The following is a 19,025-nucleotide window of genomic DNA, read 5'->3' as shown; positions in this document are numbered from 1 at the left end:
CCATCGCAAGACAGCTCAATGAGCGGCCTCGCAAAACCTTGCAATATCAAACACCAGCTGAGAAGTTCACAGAATGTGTTGCGGCGATCAGTTGAATTCACCGCCCAAAGCCGACACTCGAAACTAGACTTTTCAACTCCCTAGTTGCGAACGAAGTGATCGTTGGCCGATTGCCGCTGTCGGCTAATTCTTAAGGCGTTCCCAAACCAAAATACCCCTTCCTTCCTTTCCCCCGAAGACGACCTCTTCCGCCGTCAATTCCAAGAGCTCGCCAATTGACGCCATGGTTCGCAATTTGTCCTGCCCAGCCCAAGATGCTTCGGTCGAAGCATGAACTCGGTGCCGAACGACTTCGCCTTCAATTGACCAATCACCGCAGTACGAGAAGTAACTGGGGTAGTCACGTGAGTTGGTTCCCTCAACATGGGTGTCGGGGTTCCATAAGTGAGCCGACATGAACCCATCGCCCGCGTAGACGATGCGGCCTTGCGGGTTGTCGCCATAGGGTTGGAGAGTGGAGCCGTCGTCAAACTCCGCGACGAAACTCTTCAATACCCATGCCCCGATGATCGAAACGTTCGCGCTCATACTGACAAGGCTAACCCAGCAAATGGCTGCCCTGCAACGGCTGGTTGAACTTAGAACTGCCGCTACCTGCGGCCAGCATCATTGGCCGCTCGCAGCCCAATTTGGACCTTCGCAACCAACCTTATCGGTTTCGGGTATACCAATGGAGCTGACTTTTGCCCGGGACTACACCTGATACCAGTTTTCGACGTCTCGGACGACTTCCTGGACTGTGAAAGCAGCCTCTACCTCTGCGACAGCACGTTGCACTTCGTTTGGGCTTGCACTGAGTTCCAAGATGTTCGCATTCAGGTCATGGGCTGACCCGGCATCTGAATAAATCGTATCGACCGCAATTCTGACGGCGTTTCGGTGTTGCAGCAGGTGCTCAAAAAATCGGACATAGATCGCCTCCTCATACGGAGAATGGGTGTCAACCTTAGAGACTAAGCCCAATTCAACAGCCTTGGCGCATGTTAGGCGCCAGGCCAGTTCCATTGTCGGTGGAGGCGCATCTCTGGCCTCATCAGGATGTTTTGGGTACGCAAACGTTGACCTTCGGATGGCTTCGAGATCGGCACGCAAGCTTTTTGTGGGAACAGGATAGATGAATGTGGTTTCCTCGGATGCTAAGGTTGGTTCAACCTGATCCGGCTGCACCTGGATGAACTCGGAAAACCTGTTTCCGATGATAGGGACTTCACCGACAATCATGTCTGTGGGGTCGGTATTCTCTACCAGCCATCGCGCCAGGGCTCTCCGCCCCCACAATCCAGCGGCCCTTCGTACCAACGGATGAGTTCCATCTGAAACATCTGGATAACTCGCGAGTATGTCTTCGGTCTGAAACGCCGCGAGCCCCGTGTCCCAACGCATGATATGCACACGACGTCCCAAGGAGATCGCAATGGATATCTGCTGACGCAACAGGAACGACTTTCCAGATGCTGGTAGTCCGGTGAAGAAAACCATGCGACAACGACGTGCAGCGTCGGTCAAGTGTTTTCCAATCTCAGAGTCCGCGAAACTGTCGATAGAAATTGCGAATCTCCTAATTCGGTGTCGGCCACAGGTCTAAACGGCAATCGGGCTTTGCTGCCCAAAAACCGTTTCCAGAACGTGACCCTAAAAACTAACTTAGCAATACCAGGTGCAATATTGCTCACACGCGCTCCAATGCCGCCTGATCAGTCAGTTGCGAAGCAATAAAACAGGCCCGCCCCGCCAGAACGTGGCAGATGTTCCTCCCCGCAACCGCGCGAGCCGTGCGATGAGTTCCAGGACAACATGTTTCGAGCATCGTTGAGACCTACACGGTCATGGTGTCCGACAATCGCAGATCCGTCTTCACTATTCGAAGTCCAGTTGCTGCATGTCGTGTCACCACCTGCCGTCGAGAAATATCCAGCGGAATCGGAGCCGGTAAGAATGTCATGTTTGTTCGGCTGACTGCCACGCCCATTGACAGGGTTGCCGTTTTCGTCAAGCGCGGTCTGTAGATTGATATTCACACCGTCACTGTGCAGGTCTTCAACATTGTTGGCGATAAGCTCTCCATTGGCATTATACCAAGGACCCGACCCGATCCGGTCGCGTGCAGAAATGCCATTGGTGATTGTCATCGGGTCAGTGCTGCGATCAATGGACATTGAGGTGCTCAGATAGGCCGCAAAAGTTTTCGAAGAACCGGCCGCGGAAGCAAGTGCATTGCAATGAGCATCGGCACCTTCGAGGCCTCCTAGATTGGCACCATCCCCCTTGCCTACACTAGTGATGAAGAACGACATCTCCTCACCTGCCGATTGCGCCTGTGCGGCCGTTGCGAAACCGCAGATTACGAGTGCAGCAACCCCATGAACAGTTGTTCTTTTGGTGAACTTCGACATGTTTGTCTCCCTTCGTGCTGAGTAATCACTGATGCTAGTCGTATGCTCCGATTGGGTCCATGAAATAGCGCTCACGATTTGTAGAATACAGCAGCGAAGCCTGCCAAACACGTGATTACTGAATATCGGCTGGCACAAACTTTGTGGCGGACTTTTGTTACCTCCGCAGCAACAAGAAAATTTGGTTCGTCCGACATTTTCGCCGCTGGGTTTGCCAGCGCCCGGTTTGAGGAGCACTCTTTCGCTGCGCTGGGAATGAACGCCTAAAACGCGGATACCTATGACTTATTGCACATACGCGTCTAAGATACGTCCATGGTCTCACCCTCAAAGCCAAAGAGTGGCCATGTTCGAGAAAGGAGCAACCAAAATGTTGTTTGCTGATGCGCTGGAGAAAGCTTCTTCGTATGCTGCTGCGTGGAGTTCCAACGATCCGGCTCAGGTAGCAGCACATTTCGCAGAAGACGGGGCGGCTCGGCTCAATTCCGGCGCGGCGATACAAGGTCGGGAAGCAATTGCTTCGGATTACGCAGCCCCGTTCTTCCGCGATTTCCCTGGTTCTTCCGTGTTGCTGCATGATTTTCGTTTATCAGGGAACCACGCTCTCTTTACCGGTATGCTCGTCGGTCCCGGAAGGCGTGAAAATTCTCCTGTTCGCCTGTTGGGCTGGGAGGAGTGGACCCTCGACGACAATGGCTTGATACAGTTGTCTTTGGTTTGGTTCGACCGCGACGACCATGCCAGACAGGGCGGCGGTACTTTCTCATAGTGATATCGCCACGCAAAGCGGGCATTGTAGCATCTGAAAGGCGCGGCAAAGCTGATCCTCAGCAAACGAAAACTCGTTTACGTATTTGGTCTAACTATGCTGAATACACTCGCAGCCAACTGTGACAGGTGCAGTACCTCCTACCAAATGCGTACCCAATTGCGATTGAAGTGAGATGGCAGGTGGGTTCCTATGGCATTCGTTGCCGAGGTGGTCACACAGTCTTCTGCACCTACTGCGGTAGGCGCAAGTGTTTGGGTATATATTGTTCCTCGCAGGTGACGGGTTTTCCGACGCTTTCAAAGCGATACCCAGTAGCGTGGAAGCAAATGCGACCGCCGCGGCGGTCATTCAGCCCGATGGTCCAGGCAAATTCGGAATAATCTATTCCGTGGATCCGAACTGGTTCTCTGGACCGGGTAATCCGGTCGATTGGCAGCGGTGTAACGGTCGATTTCGGAAACGAAAAGGAAACGAACAGATCGGAAACGCCCTCGAAACACAGATTGACCTGGGAAACGGAAAAACTGAATTGCTCGTTGTCCTGCCTGATCCACTCCTCAATGTGGTCGATATCGAGTATTAGTTCGCTCACCCAGTCATTGTTGTCTGGGTCAGGCGAAACCAATTTTAGGGCATAAATGGAATTGTCGTGGAATTCATGACTGACGTCCTGAAAGAGCCTCTGTCCGTTATCCATTGCAATCACTCGAATCCGAATTGTTGCTGACACGCTCGATTTCGGGGTTTCAGCCAGTTTAATATGTCACCATGCCAAAGGTAACGACAACAACGGAAGCTCTTGCAACTCAAATCATTGCTGCATTTGACGGCCTTGATCCACCTGCTGATGATGAACTGCTTCACCCCGAATGTATGGATGACGTGGATATTCTTGAATTCTACGGCGGGGTCAAATGGCATGAGATGACCGGTAAAATGATCGTATACAGTTACGCTGCCCCCACGGCTTTCAGCCCCAAAGCCTTTCAGTACTACTTGCCCGCGTATCTGATATGGACTCTGCGAAATTCAGACAGCCCGGAATATGCCAGTGAAAGCATTCTTCGGGCACTCGACCCCGGCACATCGAAAGAACTGCTGCACGAGTTCCGGAAGTCCAAGTTCAACCAATTGACGCCTGCACAGAAGGAGGTCGTGTTGAGGTTTCTGTACCATTTCAGCGACCACCCTAATCTTGGTGAATTTGCACAAGCCGCATTGATTAACTACTGGATAGAATAAGGCATGTGGTTACCGGTTTGATGATATCTACGTATTTGATGTGGGTCTTCGCAGCGCTTTTTGTCGTAACCGGTTTGCCGTTGGCATTGACTGAGGATGAGCAATGGCAACGGCTATGGGGGGGATCCAGTGCGCTGTCTCTTGGCCTTTTTGCTTTATCGATGGCAGCAGATGGTTTGCTTAGAGGCCAGATTAGAATTCACTTTTCGATTATCCGCCGCTCCAGCCAGTCGCGTTTGTTCTTCAGCGCCATAGCATTGGTGTTCGCAGCCGGCGCCGGAGTCATCATTGCTGTTGTTTGGGCGATTTTCTTTAAGGATTGGTAAGATTTGCCCAGCACGGTGTGACTTAAGAACCCATAGGCCAATTTAGACTGAACGAATACGACCGTTGCGATTTTGTTGGTTTGTCAATTTTCCCTGTTTTCGAACCAGTCGAACACCATAGTACCCCACTCCATTGAGAAGGAAGTATTGTAGCCTACAGCATTGCACATTCTGCGGGTGCAGACGGAAAAGCCCTAAACCGATCACCCGAGTGGAGCACATGGATGACGGAAGGGTCGGCATAACCTCCGGATGTTTACAACAATCAAAACGGGCAAATTGGGCTCAGTGTTGCCGTTCTCCGCAGCAAGCATGATTGGCTGGTCCCAGCCCGAAGCGGACCTTCGCAACCAAGCTTTGCTAACTCCGAAATACACAACGAAACGGCCAGTTGCAGAGGTTGTATCGGCGGTGGCAACCAACCATTCATGTCGTCGACTAACCCGTTCAACGTCGCACTACAACTTCTCCGAACTGATCCCACGAGGACCTAATCTTCGAAGCGTTCATTTGGCTCGACCACATTTACTTGCTTCGGAACTTGGTCGGTGTCATTCCGGTCTGACCTCGGAAAAAGCGAGTGAAATGGGACTTGTCAGAATAGCCGAGCATCAGTCCGATCTCTGCAATTGTCATCTGGTTTTGTTTGAGGTGCTCCTTGGCGACATCGATACGCAGCCGTTTGATTTCGCGCGGTAGCGTTGTGCCTTGTTTTTGAAGCGCTTTCAGAAACCGTTCCGGTTGTATTCCCAGCATTCCAGCCACCATCTCTGGTCCCAAATCGGTTTCATCCAGTTTGTCGCGTAAGACAGATCGCAAAGCTGCCACCACGGTTACTTCTTCATCTTGTCGAAGTGATGCTATGGGCTTGGCAGAACCCTCAGAGACGTGGTGCAAAAACAACCATTCCACAGGAAAACTAATTTGCATTCCGGGATCAGTCCCAAGGCCAACCTCGATCCCTTTGTAGTCGATAGGCAGCCCATTGATGTATCTGCTTTCCCATCGCACACGGGAAGAGTCCCAGGACTCTCCGACGACGGTCTGCAATAGGCGTACATAGATTGCGGCACCAAAACCGGTCACCTGAATGGGTGGGAGGGTTGGTTCCTGTTGCCTCTCGATACGATAAGTCGCTTTGTCTGCTTCAATGACAAGGCTGTGCCGCACAGAATTGGACTCCTGCGGCACGAGCTCAACAAAGCGGGTAAAAAACTCGAACAGCGTTTTTGTAGATTGCAAGGCTTGAGCGAAGGGCGGCCATCCTTGTAGGTCAAACGCTTCCCCTACATTCAGTCCTAGGTATCGATCCCCTGATACTTCTGAGAAAGCATTTACCAATCCGTAAACCAACTCGGAGTGAACGAACACGGATGGGTTAGTCATCAGTTCAGCTTTCAAGCCGACCTGATCCAATGCTGGTTGCGGATTGATCTTACGTTCGGTGAGATATTGCAGAAAGGGAGCGGCTAAAGAGAGGCGGACAAAGCCCTCGCTATGCTCTCGGGAGGTGGAGTTGAAAGGCAAGCTCATAACCCTTGTTGGATTAGCTTTAAGAAGTGGCCAATTTTGCAGTCACATTCGTACATCCTAATTCAAAAGGGGCAACCGAGCCAATGAATTCCAGACTATAGTTGGCAAAACATGAATATGAAGGGAGTACTTATGTCCGGCTTACGAATGTCTCTTTGCTCGACGGCAATTGTCGCGGCAGTTCTTTCTTTTTCGGCGACCGCGCAGGCTCAGGATCAAGAAGAACCCCAAACGCTGTTTACCAACGTGCATGTCTTCGACGGTGTGAATGAGCAACGCATTGAAAATGCCAGTGTTCTGGTCGAGGGCAATCTGATCAAGTCCGTCTCAACCGATGCCATTGATGCGCCGAGCGCGACGGTTATCGACGGCGGTGGGCGCACTCTGACACCGGGCTTTATAGAGAATCACGCGCACCTGATGCTCATGGGGCCATCGATTGCCGAGATGGAAACCAACTCGACCTGGGAGGATTTCGCCATCCACGGGACCCGGATGGCCGAAATGTACCTGATGCAGGGCTTCACGACCGTTCGCGATGCCGGGGGCGCTGGCGGCGGGCTGCGGCGCGCAATTGACGCCGGCCAGATCGTCGGCCCCCGCTTTTATCCTTCCGGGGCATTTCTCGGAACACGTGGTGGTCACGCCGATTTCGCATCCTTCACATCTCCGCCGGGTGGGGTGACCAACTTTGGGACTCTGAATATGGCCCAACAGGTCAACGGTGTTGACGAAATTTACATGTATGGCCGCAACAACCTGCGCATGGGTGCCACGCAATTGAAGTTCATGCAATCAGGTGGGGTGATTTCGGCATTCGATCCATGGCAGTTGCTCGCCGGTTCGAAAGAAGAGATCGAGGCCGCTGTTCAGGTTGCCAACGAGTACGGCACCTATGTCATGGCACATTCCTACCGCAAAGAAGCGATCATCAATGCCCTGAATGCAGGGGTCAGAACCATTGAACACGGATTTCACTTTGACTGCGAGATTTCTGCTTTGATGAAAGAAAAAGGAGCGTACATCACGACGAACATCACAGCATTTGATCCAGGCCTACTTGATGTTCCTTCCGTGAAAAACAACCCCAACAGTTTGAGGAAGGCCAAATCGGCCTCGGCGACCTTCGAAGCCTACATTCCAAGTATGAAGGAATGCCCGGCGCCGCGCGGTTTCCAAACCGATTGCGTCGGCTCGGTCGAAGCGTGCAACATCCAGATCGCCTACGAGAAACATCTGAATAACCATTTCTTCGGCCCCTATGCGTCGATGGTAACCCTAACTTCGGTAGGTGGCGAGATCGCGGCACTTAGCGGTGATTTCATGAACCCCTATCCGGAAGGCAAACTGGGTGTGATCGAAGAAGGCGCCTATGCCGACATCCTGCTGATAGACGGCAACCCCCTCGAAGACTTCTCTGTCGTTGGAACAGGCGATCAGTGGTTCGGTGCGGACCCGAGGCCGGACAGCCCGGAAACAATCCGCCTGATCATGAAGGACGGTGTGATCTACAAAAACACACTGGATTGACCAGATAAAGCAGCCGGAGAGCATTCATGCGAAATTGGTTTTGCTCCGCAGTATTCGCAGGGTTGGTTTTGTGCGGTTATGATGCTGCGGCGACGCCTGGAACCGCGTTGGACTGGGCAGATCTGCCAGATCCGTCTGCGCAGGTCTTTGATGACCCCTATCGTGAACTCAGCCCCGAACAGTTCGACGATGTTCTTTTCGTTGTGCGTATACGCGGCAGGTTGCAGCAGGAGGTTGGCAGCGCCGAAGAACGGCAGAAATGGCAATTGCTTTTAGCAGAGACCGAAGACGCCTTGGTGTCAGACGGAATTGACGTCGACTGGTTACTCGATCAGCGCGAGGTTGTGACTGAACGTCGAAGAAAGGCTGGAACGAGCGGAAACCCGCAATTCGACGGCAGAACAATCACACTCGCGGGCTTTGCCATTCCTGCTCCAAGCGATCCGGACGGCCGGCCTGTGGCGTATTTGGTGCCAGAAAGAGGGATGTGCAGCCACATGCCTCCACCTCCGCCTAACCAGATGATCCGTGTGCGGTTGAACGGGGACTGGGCGCCTAGCTATTTCCACGAACCCGTTCGGCTGACAGGCACGCTGACTATCGATCCTTCCGTTCATAATATGATGGTTGTGGATGGCCTCATGCCTATGAATGCGACTTTCCAGCTAGAGGCGGAACGTGTCGAAACTCTGGAAACCGAGGCAGACAGGTTGGAATGGAAGCAGCGTGCTGCTGATCGCATCCGCGCGGCAGGAAATCGCAAGACCGGTGGGGCACAGGCGTCAAAATGATAAGACTTCTGGTTGCCGCATTGAGCATTGCTTTTGCTGGCGCAGCGTCGGCTCAGGGACTATCCGGGCCATCTTCAGTCGAAGCCGATCTTGCGCCCGGAGACGGGCTCACCGATCCGCAATATCGTTCCGATTTTCCACGCAACATCGCACCGGGTTGGTTTCAGTGGAAAGACCGACTGGCTGAGGGTGGTTTTCGGTTCAACATTGACTACCTGGCATTGGGCCAAACCACGGATGCTGATCTGGGAACCGGCGAAGCAGCCAGCGGAATTGCGCGGTTCTACGGCAGTTGGCAGGCAACTGAACGGGGGTCTCTGACATTCAAGATCGAAGACAGGCACAGTTATACTGACGTTGCTCCGCAATTTCTCGGGCTGGATGGCGGAGCCCTTTCAATCACGGGAACAGCCTTCAATGACAACGGTTTGCTTCTGACCAATTTGTTCTGGACCCAAAGGGCTGAGAATGGGTCGTGGACGCTGCAAGTCGGCCAGATTGATGTAACGGACTTTGTGGATATCTACGGGTTGGTAAGCCCCTACAGTGGTTTTCAAAACCTGTCTTTCAATACCAACCCGACAATCAACACGCCCAACCAAGGCCTTGGTATTGCCGGTGGGGTAAAGCTGAGCGAGAACCTCTACGCCGTTGCCAGCGTATCAGACGCAAACGCCGACCCGTCCGATCCAAACTTTGATGTGTTTAGCGACGGCAATCTCTTCAAGTCGCTCGAACTTGGGTACACGTCCGGCTTTGATCGCATCTACTTCGACAATATCCATCTGACCCTCTGGCATGCGGATGCGGCTGACGATGGCAGTCGAGCAGAAGATTACGGCGCAGCGTTTTCCGCCGCATGGTTTGTTGACAATAAATGGATGCCGTTCTTCCGTGCAGGGGCCTCGAAGGGAACCGCAGCGCTTTATGAACGGTCGATTTCTGCCGGTCTCGGTTACTATGGTCGCAACACCGATTTGGCCGGTCTGGGCCTAAACTGGGCCGAAGCAAGAGGCATAGATGGCGATCAGTTCACGCTTGAAGCTTTCTACCGCTTTTCAATCTCACCCGGACTGCAGATCACGCCATCGGTACAATTCATTTCCGACCCGCTTCTAAATCCCGATCAGGACCGGATTACCCTGTTCGGTCTAAGAACCCGGATCGTTTTCTAATGCGGGGTGAAGGCAGTCGCTAAGGGGTGTGCCAAAGGGCAACTAAGAGAGATCAAGCGCGTGCCGGAATTTTCAACGCCGGTCGAATGAAGTTGGGAAGCAAAGGAACAATCTATGAAGATTGCATACGGAATTCTTGCAGCCTTAGCAGTTGTGTTTTTCATCCTTGGAGGCAGCGATGCCCATGCTAAAGACAACAAGGGTAAAAAGCCGAACAAGGGGGGCAAGAACGGTGATGTCAGCATTCAGATAGAAGACAAACCCGGCAAAGGCCCAAAAGCTGTACCACCTGGACAGATCAAGCGCTACACGCGCGGTGCCAAGCTCCCATCTGACCTGGAGTTCGAGGATATTGGGGACCTTTCCAAATGGAAGCTTGGGGAGCCGGGCAAAGGAAACCGCTACATTCTGGTCGATGACGAAGTCCTCGAAGTTACGAATGACCTGTCTACCGTGGTCGATGCCGTCGGCATCGTCGGTGATCTTCTAAATTAGGCGAAAGTACGATGTTTCAGGGCAAGAACTACCTCGTTTGCCCTGACGCTGGCCGGGGCGATCATTTGTGAACCCCGGCCCAAGTTCAAAACCCGGATCCGAGGCGCTACGATGATAAAGGCCCTTCTTGTTCTTTTTGCGCTTGCTACCTTTTCGTCAGCACGCGCCCTACTCGCTCAGGAAAACGGTGCAACTGAAGTCCCGCAAACAATACGCTTTGAGGGCTATGTATAGCCCAGTCGCGAAGCAGAACTGTCGCCTTTGGTGGACAATGTGGTCAACCGGACTTTGCAAAGTCTGCTTTCTGCGCATCGCTGACATTGGTGCTTTCAGCAACATCGGTTGGTTTGGGCTCGAAGCGGCCATTCTCCGCAGCTTGCATGTTTGGCAGGTCCAGCCCGAAGCAGGCATTCACAGTCAAGCTTTTCAGTTTTGCACCAAACCATTCACTAGGACATGCGCGACGTTCAGGAAATCATGTTGTCTTTTCCAAGCAGCGTAATTTGCGTTACCAATAGACATGAATGGAGACCGCAGACTTTCCGCAGTACTCTCGGCCGATGTAGTAAACTACTCAGGCCAGATTAAGGCAGATGAAAATAGGACTCTCAGCGAACTTCGTGTTCTACGTCGAGAGTTATTTGATCCTTTGGTTAGCGATCATCGAGGTAATGTCGTTAAGAGGATGGGTGATGGATGGATAGTCGAGTTTAACTCGGTATCTGATGCAGTACGATGCGCCCTTGATCTTCAAAGCCAGGTGTCGACTCAGTCCTCATTGAAACTACGAGTGGGTGTGCATCTTGGAGATGTCGTATTCGACGAAGATGACATTTTCGGCGATGGCATCAATCTATCTGCACGTCTACAAGAGGCTTCCAACGAAGGGGCTGTGTTAATTTCAGATGTCGTCCATCGCAGCCTTGACGAGCGCCTCGCTGAGCAATTTTATCGCGCTGGAGAGCGACAGTTTAAGAATGCGCCGTCACCAATAGAAGTTTTCCAATGGTCGCCGCCAGGTTCTGCCCCACCGCGAGTAACTCCGGCTAGCCATACAAAGTCTCTGCTAATCGGCGTCTTACCTTTCGATAATCTTTCTTCTGACCCCGATCAGGAGTTATTTGCAGATGGAATTACCGAAGAGATCATCACCACTTTATCAAAACTCCCGAATTTACTAGTCGTCGCGCGTAACTCTACATTCGTCTACAAAGGTCGCTCCGTTGACGTGAAACAGGTCGGTCTGGAGCAGGGTGTCGATCTTGTTCTTGAGGGAAGTGTCCGTCAAAGCGGTAACCGGGTGAGGATCACAGCACAGCTAATCGATGCAAAGTCCGGCATGCATATTTGGGCAGACCGCTATGATCGCCTCATTGAAGATGTATTCGAAGTTCAGGATGAAATCGCACTTAGGATTGCAACCGAGCTTCAAGTCGAACTGTTGGCGGGAGAAATGGCTCGTTTCAGAGGATCCGGCACAAATAACCTAGGCGCGTGGACTGCTCAACTAAAGGCCGTTGAGGCTTCGCGCAGAATTACCAGGGAAGCTCAGGCCGACGCTCGCCGATTTGCACAACAGGCAATTGCACTCGACCCGGGTTACTCGGCTCCGTATTGCACTTTGGGATTCATTTGCACTGTCGAAGCACGACATGGATTTGTTGCTGACCGGCGTGCCGCGCTAGCGGAGGCTCGTGACTGCGCTCAACGGGCTCTGGAAATAGACAGCTACAACCCAGAGGCTCACGCTATTGCGGGTTTTGCGGATGCAATCGATGGCAAGCTGGTTTCGGCTATCGAGAAGTTCAACGAGGCACTAGCGCTGAATCCAAACCACGCTGACGTAGCTGCCAGACTGTCAATCACCCTAGCTTTCAATGGCCAGGCAAATGAAGCGATCCAAGTCGCACAACAAGCCATTACCCTGAACCCTCACTATCCAGGTTGGTATGCAGGCGTTCTGGGTTTAGCCCTTCGACTCGACGGTCAATACGAGGAAGCCAAGAAAGCATTCACCGAATATGGTCAAAGGGTTGAAGGCTTTGGTCACCTCGACCTCGTAATCGTCCATGTAGAGACGGAGAACCTTGAGGCCGCTCGCGATGAAGCACGGAATGTGATGAAATACCGCCCTCAGTTTTCCATATCGGACTGGGCGAATACTCAACTTTTCTCTGACAGAAAAAGGCTGGAGAAAGACTGTGCGTCATTGCGACTAGCCGGTTTGCCTGAATAGGAGCAGGGTTTCGCTGTAGCAGGATGGTTTGTGATGCAAACCAATCTCACACGTTTCCGATTTGGGTTCGTGATGGCCGTGCGCTTCTAGGCGCCTTGGCGGTAGGCCGCAGCCCAAACCCGGATACTCACAAATGGGCCCAGCAATTTCCCAGTAGCAGACTAAAGCTGCCCTTCGCGGTTAAACAACCAAGTTGATAATTTGGGCCGATTATCCGTAGGAACTTGAAGCTTAATTTATTTGATCACGCGGGCTTTATCAGTGTTTCCAGATATTCTCGAGTGTCGGCATCCCACGAGCTGGGGTCCTCTCCATGGGCGACCACCGCGTGCAGTTCCATGAGCTTCCAGACTTCGTCCTTGGTCGCAGCAACTACTTTACCTGGGCAGGCCTCCATGCCTTCGCAATCCTTGCAGGCATACGAGTATGCAGTGTACATCGCTTTCTCCTCCGTGCGCTCGGAAAGTTGGTTAGAACTCAAGATACGTCGGCAGCCCGTCGTCGAGTTTTATCCATGGCTGCTGATGTGAAACGAAAACGTGGGCCTTAGGTTGCGCAATCGATGGGTCGTCCAACGTTACAGCAGAAAACCAAGCGTCAGCGCTCCAGTCTTGGCCCTCAACTTCATTTAGGGCGGCATAGGTCAACGTCGTTCCGCAGTCCCGACAAAACCCGCGGCGAATACCCGGAGTTTTCTCCATGTGTTGGATTTCGCCTTTTATTACGGCGAAGTCTTCGGCGGCTACCTTAGCCCAAGTTGCAAAGGCGCCACCAATGGCCATTTGGCATGAACGACAATGGCAATGTCCCGACCAGACAGGTGGTGTCGCGATCTGGTATCGAACAGCACCACAGTAACATCCACCTTGAAGTTTTTCCATCGTATCAAGATCTCCTGGCATGCGGCTAGGTTGACATCGGTACTAAAGCATCCGCACCAATTTTTTATAGTAGCAGCGCAGATTTCACTGCGAATAATGTCAAGAATGCCGATATCATGCGACTCAAATAGTCTAACCTAACGTTAGAAAATCTACAGTATGGATTGGTTGCACCTTCCCCCGATGAACGCTTTGCGCGCTTTCTCAGCAGTTGCGGAAGCAGGGAGTTACACCGTGGCGGCTGAACGCTTGAACGTGACCCAAGCGGCTGTCAGCCAGCAGGTGAAATCGTTGGAAAGGCATTTGGGTGTAGCTCTCGTTGCTAAACGTGGGCGCAGCATTGAGCTGACCGAGCCAGGCATCATGCTTTCACGTGAACTGGGTATCGGCTTTGAAATTATCGGAAGGGGCGTCGAACGACTGGCGGAACATGCAGCGCACCGTCCCGTTCAAGTGACCATGTCACCAGCATTCGCAGTGGAGTGGCTATTGCCGAGAATGGCAGAGTTTCAACAACAACATCCAGAGATCACTTTGATGCTGAACCCAACTTCTGAACTGGTTCAGATAAAGCCGGGTGGTATCGATGTCGCCATTCGGTATCACGATAAACGCATGCCAAGAAAAGAAGAGGATACTGTCCTTGTTTCCGACATGGTCGTGATCGGAGCACCTTCACTGGTGGAAGGCCAAGATCTGCGTGACCCGGCCTCTTTAACGAAGCTGCCCTGGTTACAGGAACTGGGCACCAACGAGGCGGCCGACTGGTTCACCTATCATGGGGTCGTACCTCCCGAGCCATTGACCATAAATCACATGCCTGGGAACCTGATCATGACTGCGGTTCGCCGGGGTGACGGTATCACGTATTCTGCCAGAGCTTTTTTCGAGGACGATCTGTCATCTGGTCGGATGATTGAGTTGTTCTCTGAGCCACTCTTCGGCGTCTATTACATCCAGACTCAAGCAGAATTTCAGCGTCCCGAGGCTAAGATGTTCGTCAAGTGGCTTAAAGCACAATCACAAGTCGTATCGGCACACACGTCCGTAAACTGATCTAGTTACAGTTGGAAACCTTAGATCCAAGCTAGGCTCTAGGCTGTCTCGTAGCTTATTTGTCCGAAGTTGAAATCAAGTGATCAACTACGTACTCCGCGTCCTCGCCCACGCCATAAAACAGGCCAGACCCTTGTGTATGCATCCAATGCAGTCCGCAGAAGTACAGGCCTGCTATTTCCGTAGTACCTCGCTCATATAGCGGATAGCCAGTCTCATCGAAGACTGGCAAGTCGATCCATCCAAAATCGCGGTGAAACCCAGTTGCGTATATGACGGTTGAAACATTTGCTGCAGCCAAGTCGAAGAACGGCGGTTCAGGTTTGGGCTGCCAGTTGATCGGGACAACAATTTCCTTGGGATCATCGAGCCCATTCTCTGCAACGAACGTGTCGATGCTCTCCATTTCCGCGCGACACACATCGTCCACTGTCTTGAGCGTCTCTTCAAGTCCGCCCGCCAAAATCAGACACCCGTCTTGAACACCCTTAATCTTGCTGTGTAGCTTGACCCCGTCGAGCGCCATCTGGCGCAGATCAATAATACGACCACCCTCTCGCCCAGAGAGATGTGGATGGGCTTTGAACCGGATAGCTGTCCCTTTGGGATGGTCTTTTACCGCCATGTTCATGTACCCAGTCGCCAAGTCCCATTCAAAAATGTCGCGCCCCCTATAGCGACGTGGGATGCGGCCAGCACTGCCCACTGCGAGATGTACGTCGCGCCCGGATAAGTGCAGGTCCTCGGCGACCTGACACCCTGACTGACCACTTCCAATAATGAACACCGCACCATCCGGTAGGCTCGCTGAATTGCGATAGTCACACGTATGTATGCCAGTAACTCTTTCGGGCAGATCGTAGTGCCAACTTGGTATATTCGGGTGTTGATGCGTGCCAACGGTGACGATCAAGTTCTGCGCTCTGATTTCGCCATCTGATGTGGTTAGTTTGAACCGACCCGGTCCTGCACTTGCCTCGATTCTAGCCACCTCGACGCCCCCTCGATAGGGCGGACCAAAACTGCTCGCATAGTCTTCGATGTACTTGACGATCTCATCGCGGAGCATGAAACCATCGGGATCATCCCCATCGTAATGGAAACCTGGAAGTCGGCAGAGTTTGTTAGGAGAGACCAGGCAGAACGAGTCCCAACGGTTACGCCATGTATCGCCAATCTGCCCGCGGTCCAAAACAACATGATCATGACCAGCCTGCTTTAAGTGCCAGCTAACGGAAAGACCAGCTTGACCTCCGCCCACAACCACAGTGTCAATCAGGGTGTACATAGCAGCAAACCTCTCTATGAAACTCTATCGGCGACAGCTAGTTGCTTCAACGTATCAATGTCCGCTCAGGGCTCGATGCGGACGTCGGCCGAAATATCACGAATAACCACTATGCGGACTAAGCTGACTTTCGGTGTTTACCTGTATCACCTCAGTTGCCTGCGTCACAGTTGAAACTCGCAGGGTCCCGGGGGTCGCCACGACCGTCATATTGGGCAACACTTGGATAGGCGCAAACGGGTCGGCCACCGGCTGGCTGAGCGCTGTCATCCAGCCAAAGGGCCGTAATGTGATCAGGCGCTTCTCCGGTTTCCGCCCACTTGTCGATCTCAACTAGAAAATTGACCCAGGAGGGCCCGGGACCGCCAAAGCAGTGCTCTACGCCGGGCATCATGAACAAGCGAATATCGTCGGCTGCACTTGGATCATGAGCCAGAACGTCTTCGTAATACCCGATCATTGCAAGGCCCGATTGCGCGTTGTCGGACCAGCCGGAATACAGCAGCATCTTGCCACCACGAGCGCGGTAGGCGGACAAATCCGGGTTTGTCGCATTCAGAGTCTCTGCAGCCGCGGCAGAATCCTGTGCATAGGTGCCGAAATCGAAGTTCTCATAGGTCCAATTGGGATCGTGATAGACGAAATTCTGCATAATGCCGTTGCCAAAGCTGAAAAAAGCGCTCGGCGACACAGGTTCATCAAATCCACCTGATCCGACGCCCTCCTGGAAGCTCCCATCGTCGTCCTGATACTTCATGCCACCTGTCAACCAGCGGCTCCAACCTCCCTCGGCTGTTTCGCCGCCAAATGGGAAACCGTAATACAAGCTGTCGCCATCGGAGTTCTTGGGGCCGTCATAGACCGCCTTGAACGCAGCAACTTCTCTGGCGCTCAGACAGTCTTCGGAATTGTCGCCTTCGCATTGCAGGCTGGCCACGTCAAACCCGCACTTCCGGGGGTCATTGAGGATGCCATCCTCGAGCCCATCCAGCCCATCGCAGACCGCCAGATATGAACTCTCGACCAGCGCCTGAGCTTCTGGCCCAATGACAGCCTCTTCGATATTGTTTGGGTCTGGGTACATCGCCTGGTTGATCTGAGTTGCCTGCACGGCAATTCCCGTCCAGTCAACCGCATAGGCGCCAGCCGCAACCGCGTCAAAATCTTCTGGGTAACGCATAGCGGACATTATTGCCTGTCCACCGCCCCGGGAGCACCCGGTAAAGTAGCTGCGAGCAATTGGTTTTTCATAAAATGCCTTGGTCAGGGCCTTGGCTGTGACTGCTGTTCGATGAACTGCCAGATGTCCGAAATTGACCAGCGCCTCGAGGTCGTTGAGGGCCCAACTGGCGTCGGCTGGATGCCCCTGATGTCCTGTGTCAGTGCCGACAGTGGCGTAACCCAATTGAAGTGAGCCATCGATAAGGGAGGTATTCATCACGGAACCGACGAATCCGCCTCCACCGCCCATGACAAATTTGCCGTTCCAATTTTCCGGTAGCAGGAGTTCGAAATTGATCTTGCCACCAATCACACCGGAAACTTTGCAATGTGGCGCAGGGACGGGCACTTCTGCGACCGAAGCAATTGAAACATCGGGGAGCTCAGGCAGGGTCTGGTTCGCACATATTGGCCGGGCATGGGACGGGCATCCAATTGCCGACGCGCCCAATACAGCGCAAGCCACAAGTTGGTATGCTTTAGTAACCTTTGTGTTCATTACGCTTCCCCCTCAACGGAATAAAGAGTTTTGCCCCAAAGCTTTTGGCTAACTTCCGATTTATGTTAGGTCATAGACTGGTTAACGGATACCCACCTTTGTCAGGAGACTTAGAATTTTGAACGCCCGTATTTTGCTAGCCTTATTTGTGATTTTTCCCGCGTCGGTTCTCGCTCAAAGCGTGGACAAGCTTGGTGACAAGTTGGCCGACCTGCGATTTGAGGGGCGCATTGAAGCCAGTAGGCGATCTCAGGTCGCCAATTCGGTGAATGGCTTTCTGACCGATATCCATTTCACAAAGGGAGACCGCGTCGAGGCTGGCCAATTGCTCTTCTCGTTGAGCAGTGTGGTGTATGAACATCAGGTGAATGCCGCCGAGGCTCTCTTGGACAGGCGGCAGATTGAGTTGGCCCAAGCCGAGGCAAATGTCGAGCGTGTCAGCAAGCTCGAAGACAGGGGAACCGCGACGCAAGTGCAGCTAGAGGATGCGTCTGCGCGGCTCGCGCTTGCAAAGGTCGCCGTTGAGGAGGCGCGGATTGGGCTGGATCTGCGAAAGCTTGAGTTGGCCAGGTTGGAGAACTGATGCCCGTCTCCGATCGAAACGACAATGGCGGAGGCGGTGATCGGTCCGGCGCCGGGGATCGTTCTCAGGCGGGTGAAGCGTGCATCAAGGGATGCGGCCCGGTTCAACTGGCGACCGTACCAGAGCACTCGGCGGTGCAGAGCCACGAGCGGGTGGCTGAGGTTACTCACAACATCTCTCGCGAGGTCGGGAAGATCGTCTTCTGTTCTTTCCAAACACCGCTTGGCAAAGGCAATGGCATGGCCGGCGCCTTGCCGAACAACAATCCCAAACTCAGCCAGAACACCACGGAGCATGTTCACGATCTGCGTCCGCTGACGGACAATTAGGTCCCGCACACGGTGCAGGGCCAAGATTGCCTGTTGCTCCGGTGATTTCGCAGCCACGAACCGCATAGACGGCGGTGTCACCGCCTCACAGATCGCCGCGGCATCAATTGCATCCGACTTGCCACGCTTCACATAGGGCTTAACGTAGGCCGGCGGGATCAGGCGCACCTCGTGTCCCAGCTTTGCAATCTCCCGCGCTCAGTAGTGGCTCGCGCCACAGGCTTCGATGCCCACAAGACACGGCGGCACATTAATAAAAAACTTCAGCACCTGGGCCCGTCGCAGGCTTCGGTTGAAAGCGTCTTCTCCTTCGTCGGTGACATCGTGAGCCTGAAAGACGTTCTTGGCCAGATCCAGACCGATCGTGGTAACTTGAATGGGGTGGCCCCTCTCTCGCAGATGACGATACCTGAACTATGGCGCATCGCGACGCCGATGGAGCAGGAGCCATCCACCCCATCTGCAAAGTAGACGTTCAAGCAAGTTGCAGCGAACGCCTGCTTCGAGCGGTGAATTCAACTGATCGCCGCAACACATTCTGTGAACTTCTCAGCTGGTGTTTGATATTGCAAGGTTTTGCGAGGCCGCTCATTGAGCTGTCTTGCGATGGCACTG

19 protein-coding genes and 1 pseudogene are annotated in these 19,025 nt (G+C 53.1%); 10 read left to right on the top strand and 10 right to left on the bottom strand.

All coding sequences use genetic code 11. The features are described 5' to 3' along the window. Positions 1 to 183: 183 nt before the first annotated feature. The 3 genes from ACRZ91_RS21580 to ACRZ91_RS21570 all read right to left on the bottom strand — a co-directional run bounded on the left by ACRZ91_RS21580 (position 184) and on the right by ACRZ91_RS21570 (position 2,453). Positions 184 to 588, bottom strand: coding sequence for a lipocalin-like domain-containing protein (locus tag ACRZ91_RS21580; protein ID WP_480908517.1), 405 nt, complete (start codon positions 586 to 588; stop codon positions 184 to 186). A gap of 165 nt (positions 589 to 753) precedes the next feature. Then, positions 754 to 1,566 (bottom strand): DEAD/DEAH box helicase family protein, encoded by an 813-nt coding sequence (locus ACRZ91_RS21575; RefSeq protein WP_480908515.1) that lies wholly within the window; start codon positions 1,564 to 1,566, stop codon positions 754 to 756. Positions 1,567 to 1,754: 188 nt separating this feature from the next. Further along, on the bottom strand, positions 1,755 to 2,453 hold the full coding sequence (locus ACRZ91_RS21570) for a hypothetical protein (RefSeq protein ID WP_480761839.1): 699 nt from the start codon (positions 2,451 to 2,453) through the stop codon (positions 1,755 to 1,757). Positions 2,454 to 2,799: 346 nt separating this feature from the next. Here ACRZ91_RS21570 and ACRZ91_RS21565 point away from each other — a divergent pair, with 346 nt between their 5' ends. Further along, the gene (locus ACRZ91_RS21565; RefSeq protein WP_170517517.1) at positions 2,800 to 3,222 is read left to right on the top strand and encodes a nuclear transport factor 2 family protein; all 423 of its coding nucleotides are present in this window, start codon (positions 2,800 to 2,802) and stop codon (positions 3,220 to 3,222) included. 232 nt (positions 3,223 to 3,454) lie between these two features. On the opposite strand, the gene ACRZ91_RS21560 is transcribed toward ACRZ91_RS21565, so the two are convergent. Beyond that, positions 3,455 to 3,922, bottom strand: coding sequence for a hypothetical protein (locus ACRZ91_RS21560; protein ID WP_170517514.1), 468 nt, complete (start codon positions 3,920 to 3,922; stop codon positions 3,455 to 3,457). Between the two features lie 71 nt (positions 3,923 to 3,993). Here ACRZ91_RS21560 and ACRZ91_RS21555 point away from each other — a divergent pair, with 71 nt between their 5' ends. Together ACRZ91_RS21555 and ACRZ91_RS21550 are read left to right on the top strand one after the other, a co-directional pair. Then, the gene (locus ACRZ91_RS21555) at positions 3,994 to 4,467 is read left to right on the top strand and encodes a DUF6714 family protein (protein ID WP_170517511.1); all 474 of its coding nucleotides are present in this window, start codon (positions 3,994 to 3,996) and stop codon (positions 4,465 to 4,467) included. A gap of 5 nt (positions 4,468 to 4,472) precedes the next feature. Then, entirely contained in the window at positions 4,473 to 4,793 is a 321-nt protein-coding gene (locus ACRZ91_RS21550) for a hypothetical protein (RefSeq protein ID WP_170817139.1), read from the top strand. Between the two features lie 525 nt (positions 4,794 to 5,318). On the opposite strand, the gene ACRZ91_RS21545 is transcribed toward ACRZ91_RS21550, so the two are convergent. Continuing rightward, positions 5,319 to 6,326 carry a helix-turn-helix domain-containing protein gene (locus ACRZ91_RS21545; RefSeq protein WP_480908512.1) on the bottom strand — a complete coding sequence of 336 codons (1,008 nt, stop codon included), beginning with the start codon at positions 6,324 to 6,326 and terminating at the stop codon, positions 5,319 to 5,321. Between the two features lie 132 nt (positions 6,327 to 6,458). On the opposite strand from ACRZ91_RS21545, the gene ACRZ91_RS21540 reads away from it, so the two are divergent. From ACRZ91_RS21540 to ACRZ91_RS21520, 5 genes are all read left to right on the top strand, one after another. Then, on the top strand, positions 6,459 to 7,856 hold the full coding sequence (locus tag ACRZ91_RS21540) for an amidohydrolase family protein (protein ID WP_170337131.1): 1,398 nt from the start codon (positions 6,459 to 6,461) through the stop codon (positions 7,854 to 7,856). A gap of 26 nt (positions 7,857 to 7,882) precedes the next feature. Continuing rightward, complete coding sequence (locus ACRZ91_RS21535; protein ID WP_170337125.1) at positions 7,883 to 8,647, top strand: DUF3299 domain-containing protein; 765 nt, start codon at positions 7,883 to 7,885, stop codon at positions 8,645 to 8,647. Further along, on the top strand, positions 8,644 to 9,822 hold the full coding sequence (locus ACRZ91_RS21530) for a carbohydrate porin (RefSeq protein ID WP_480908510.1): 1,179 nt from the start codon (positions 8,644 to 8,646) through the stop codon (positions 9,820 to 9,822). The genes ACRZ91_RS21535 and ACRZ91_RS21530 overlap by 4 nt, the downstream gene beginning before the upstream one ends. A gap of 114 nt (positions 9,823 to 9,936) precedes the next feature. Beyond that, positions 9,937 to 10,317 carry a hypothetical protein gene (locus tag ACRZ91_RS21525; protein WP_170337130.1) on the top strand — a complete coding sequence of 127 codons (381 nt, stop codon included), beginning with the start codon at positions 9,937 to 9,939 and terminating at the stop codon, positions 10,315 to 10,317. A 520-nt stretch (positions 10,318 to 10,837) separates the two neighbouring features. After that, positions 10,838 to 12,553: an adenylate/guanylate cyclase domain-containing protein gene (locus ACRZ91_RS21520; RefSeq protein ID WP_480908508.1), complete on the top strand. Its 1,716-nt coding sequence runs from the start codon at positions 10,838 to 10,840 to the stop codon at positions 12,551 to 12,553. 244 nt (positions 12,554 to 12,797) lie between these two features. On the opposite strand, the gene ACRZ91_RS21515 is transcribed toward ACRZ91_RS21520, so the two are convergent. After that, the gene (locus ACRZ91_RS21515) at positions 12,798 to 12,992 is read right to left on the bottom strand and encodes a DUF1059 domain-containing protein (protein WP_480908506.1); all 195 of its coding nucleotides are present in this window, start codon (positions 12,990 to 12,992) and stop codon (positions 12,798 to 12,800) included. A 31-nt stretch (positions 12,993 to 13,023) separates the two neighbouring features. Then, positions 13,024 to 13,434 carry a GFA family protein gene (locus tag ACRZ91_RS21510; protein WP_480908504.1) on the bottom strand — a complete coding sequence of 137 codons (411 nt, stop codon included), beginning with the start codon at positions 13,432 to 13,434 and terminating at the stop codon, positions 13,024 to 13,026. Between the two features lie 159 nt (positions 13,435 to 13,593). Between ACRZ91_RS21510 and ACRZ91_RS21505 the strand changes: the two genes are divergently transcribed. Then, positions 13,594 to 14,490, top strand: a complete 897-nt coding sequence (locus tag ACRZ91_RS21505; RefSeq protein WP_480908502.1) for a LysR family transcriptional regulator — start codon at positions 13,594 to 13,596, stop codon at positions 14,488 to 14,490. 55 nt (positions 14,491 to 14,545) lie between these two features. On the opposite strand, the gene ACRZ91_RS21500 is transcribed toward ACRZ91_RS21505, so the two are convergent. Both ACRZ91_RS21500 and ACRZ91_RS21495 read right to left on the bottom strand, forming a co-directional pair. Beyond that, complete coding sequence (locus ACRZ91_RS21500) at positions 14,546 to 15,778, bottom strand: flavin-containing monooxygenase (RefSeq protein WP_480908500.1); 1,233 nt, start codon at positions 15,776 to 15,778, stop codon at positions 14,546 to 14,548. A gap of 151 nt (positions 15,779 to 15,929) precedes the next feature. Beyond that, entirely contained in the window at positions 15,930 to 17,498 is a 1,569-nt protein-coding gene (locus ACRZ91_RS21495) for a tannase/feruloyl esterase family alpha/beta hydrolase (RefSeq protein WP_480908498.1), read from the bottom strand. Between the two features lie 118 nt (positions 17,499 to 17,616). Here ACRZ91_RS21495 and ACRZ91_RS21490 point away from each other — a divergent pair, with 118 nt between their 5' ends. Next, a complete protein-coding gene (locus ACRZ91_RS21490; RefSeq protein WP_480908496.1) occupies positions 17,617 to 18,081 on the top strand; it encodes an efflux RND transporter periplasmic adaptor subunit in 465 nt (154 codons plus the stop codon). Here ACRZ91_RS21490 and ACRZ91_RS21485 read toward each other — a convergent pair. Then, positions 18,069 to 18,788 (bottom strand): annotated as a pseudogene (locus tag ACRZ91_RS21485) (IS110 family RNA-guided transposase); the annotation flags it as partial. The gene ACRZ91_RS21490 and the pseudogene ACRZ91_RS21485 overlap by 13 nt on opposite strands. Positions 18,789 to 19,025: the final 237 nt, after the last annotated feature.

This window comes from Ruegeria sp. O11, assembly GCF_056535285.1.
Note: the sequence above shows the minus strand (reverse complement) of the source record. Positions and strands in the feature narration are given on the sequence as shown.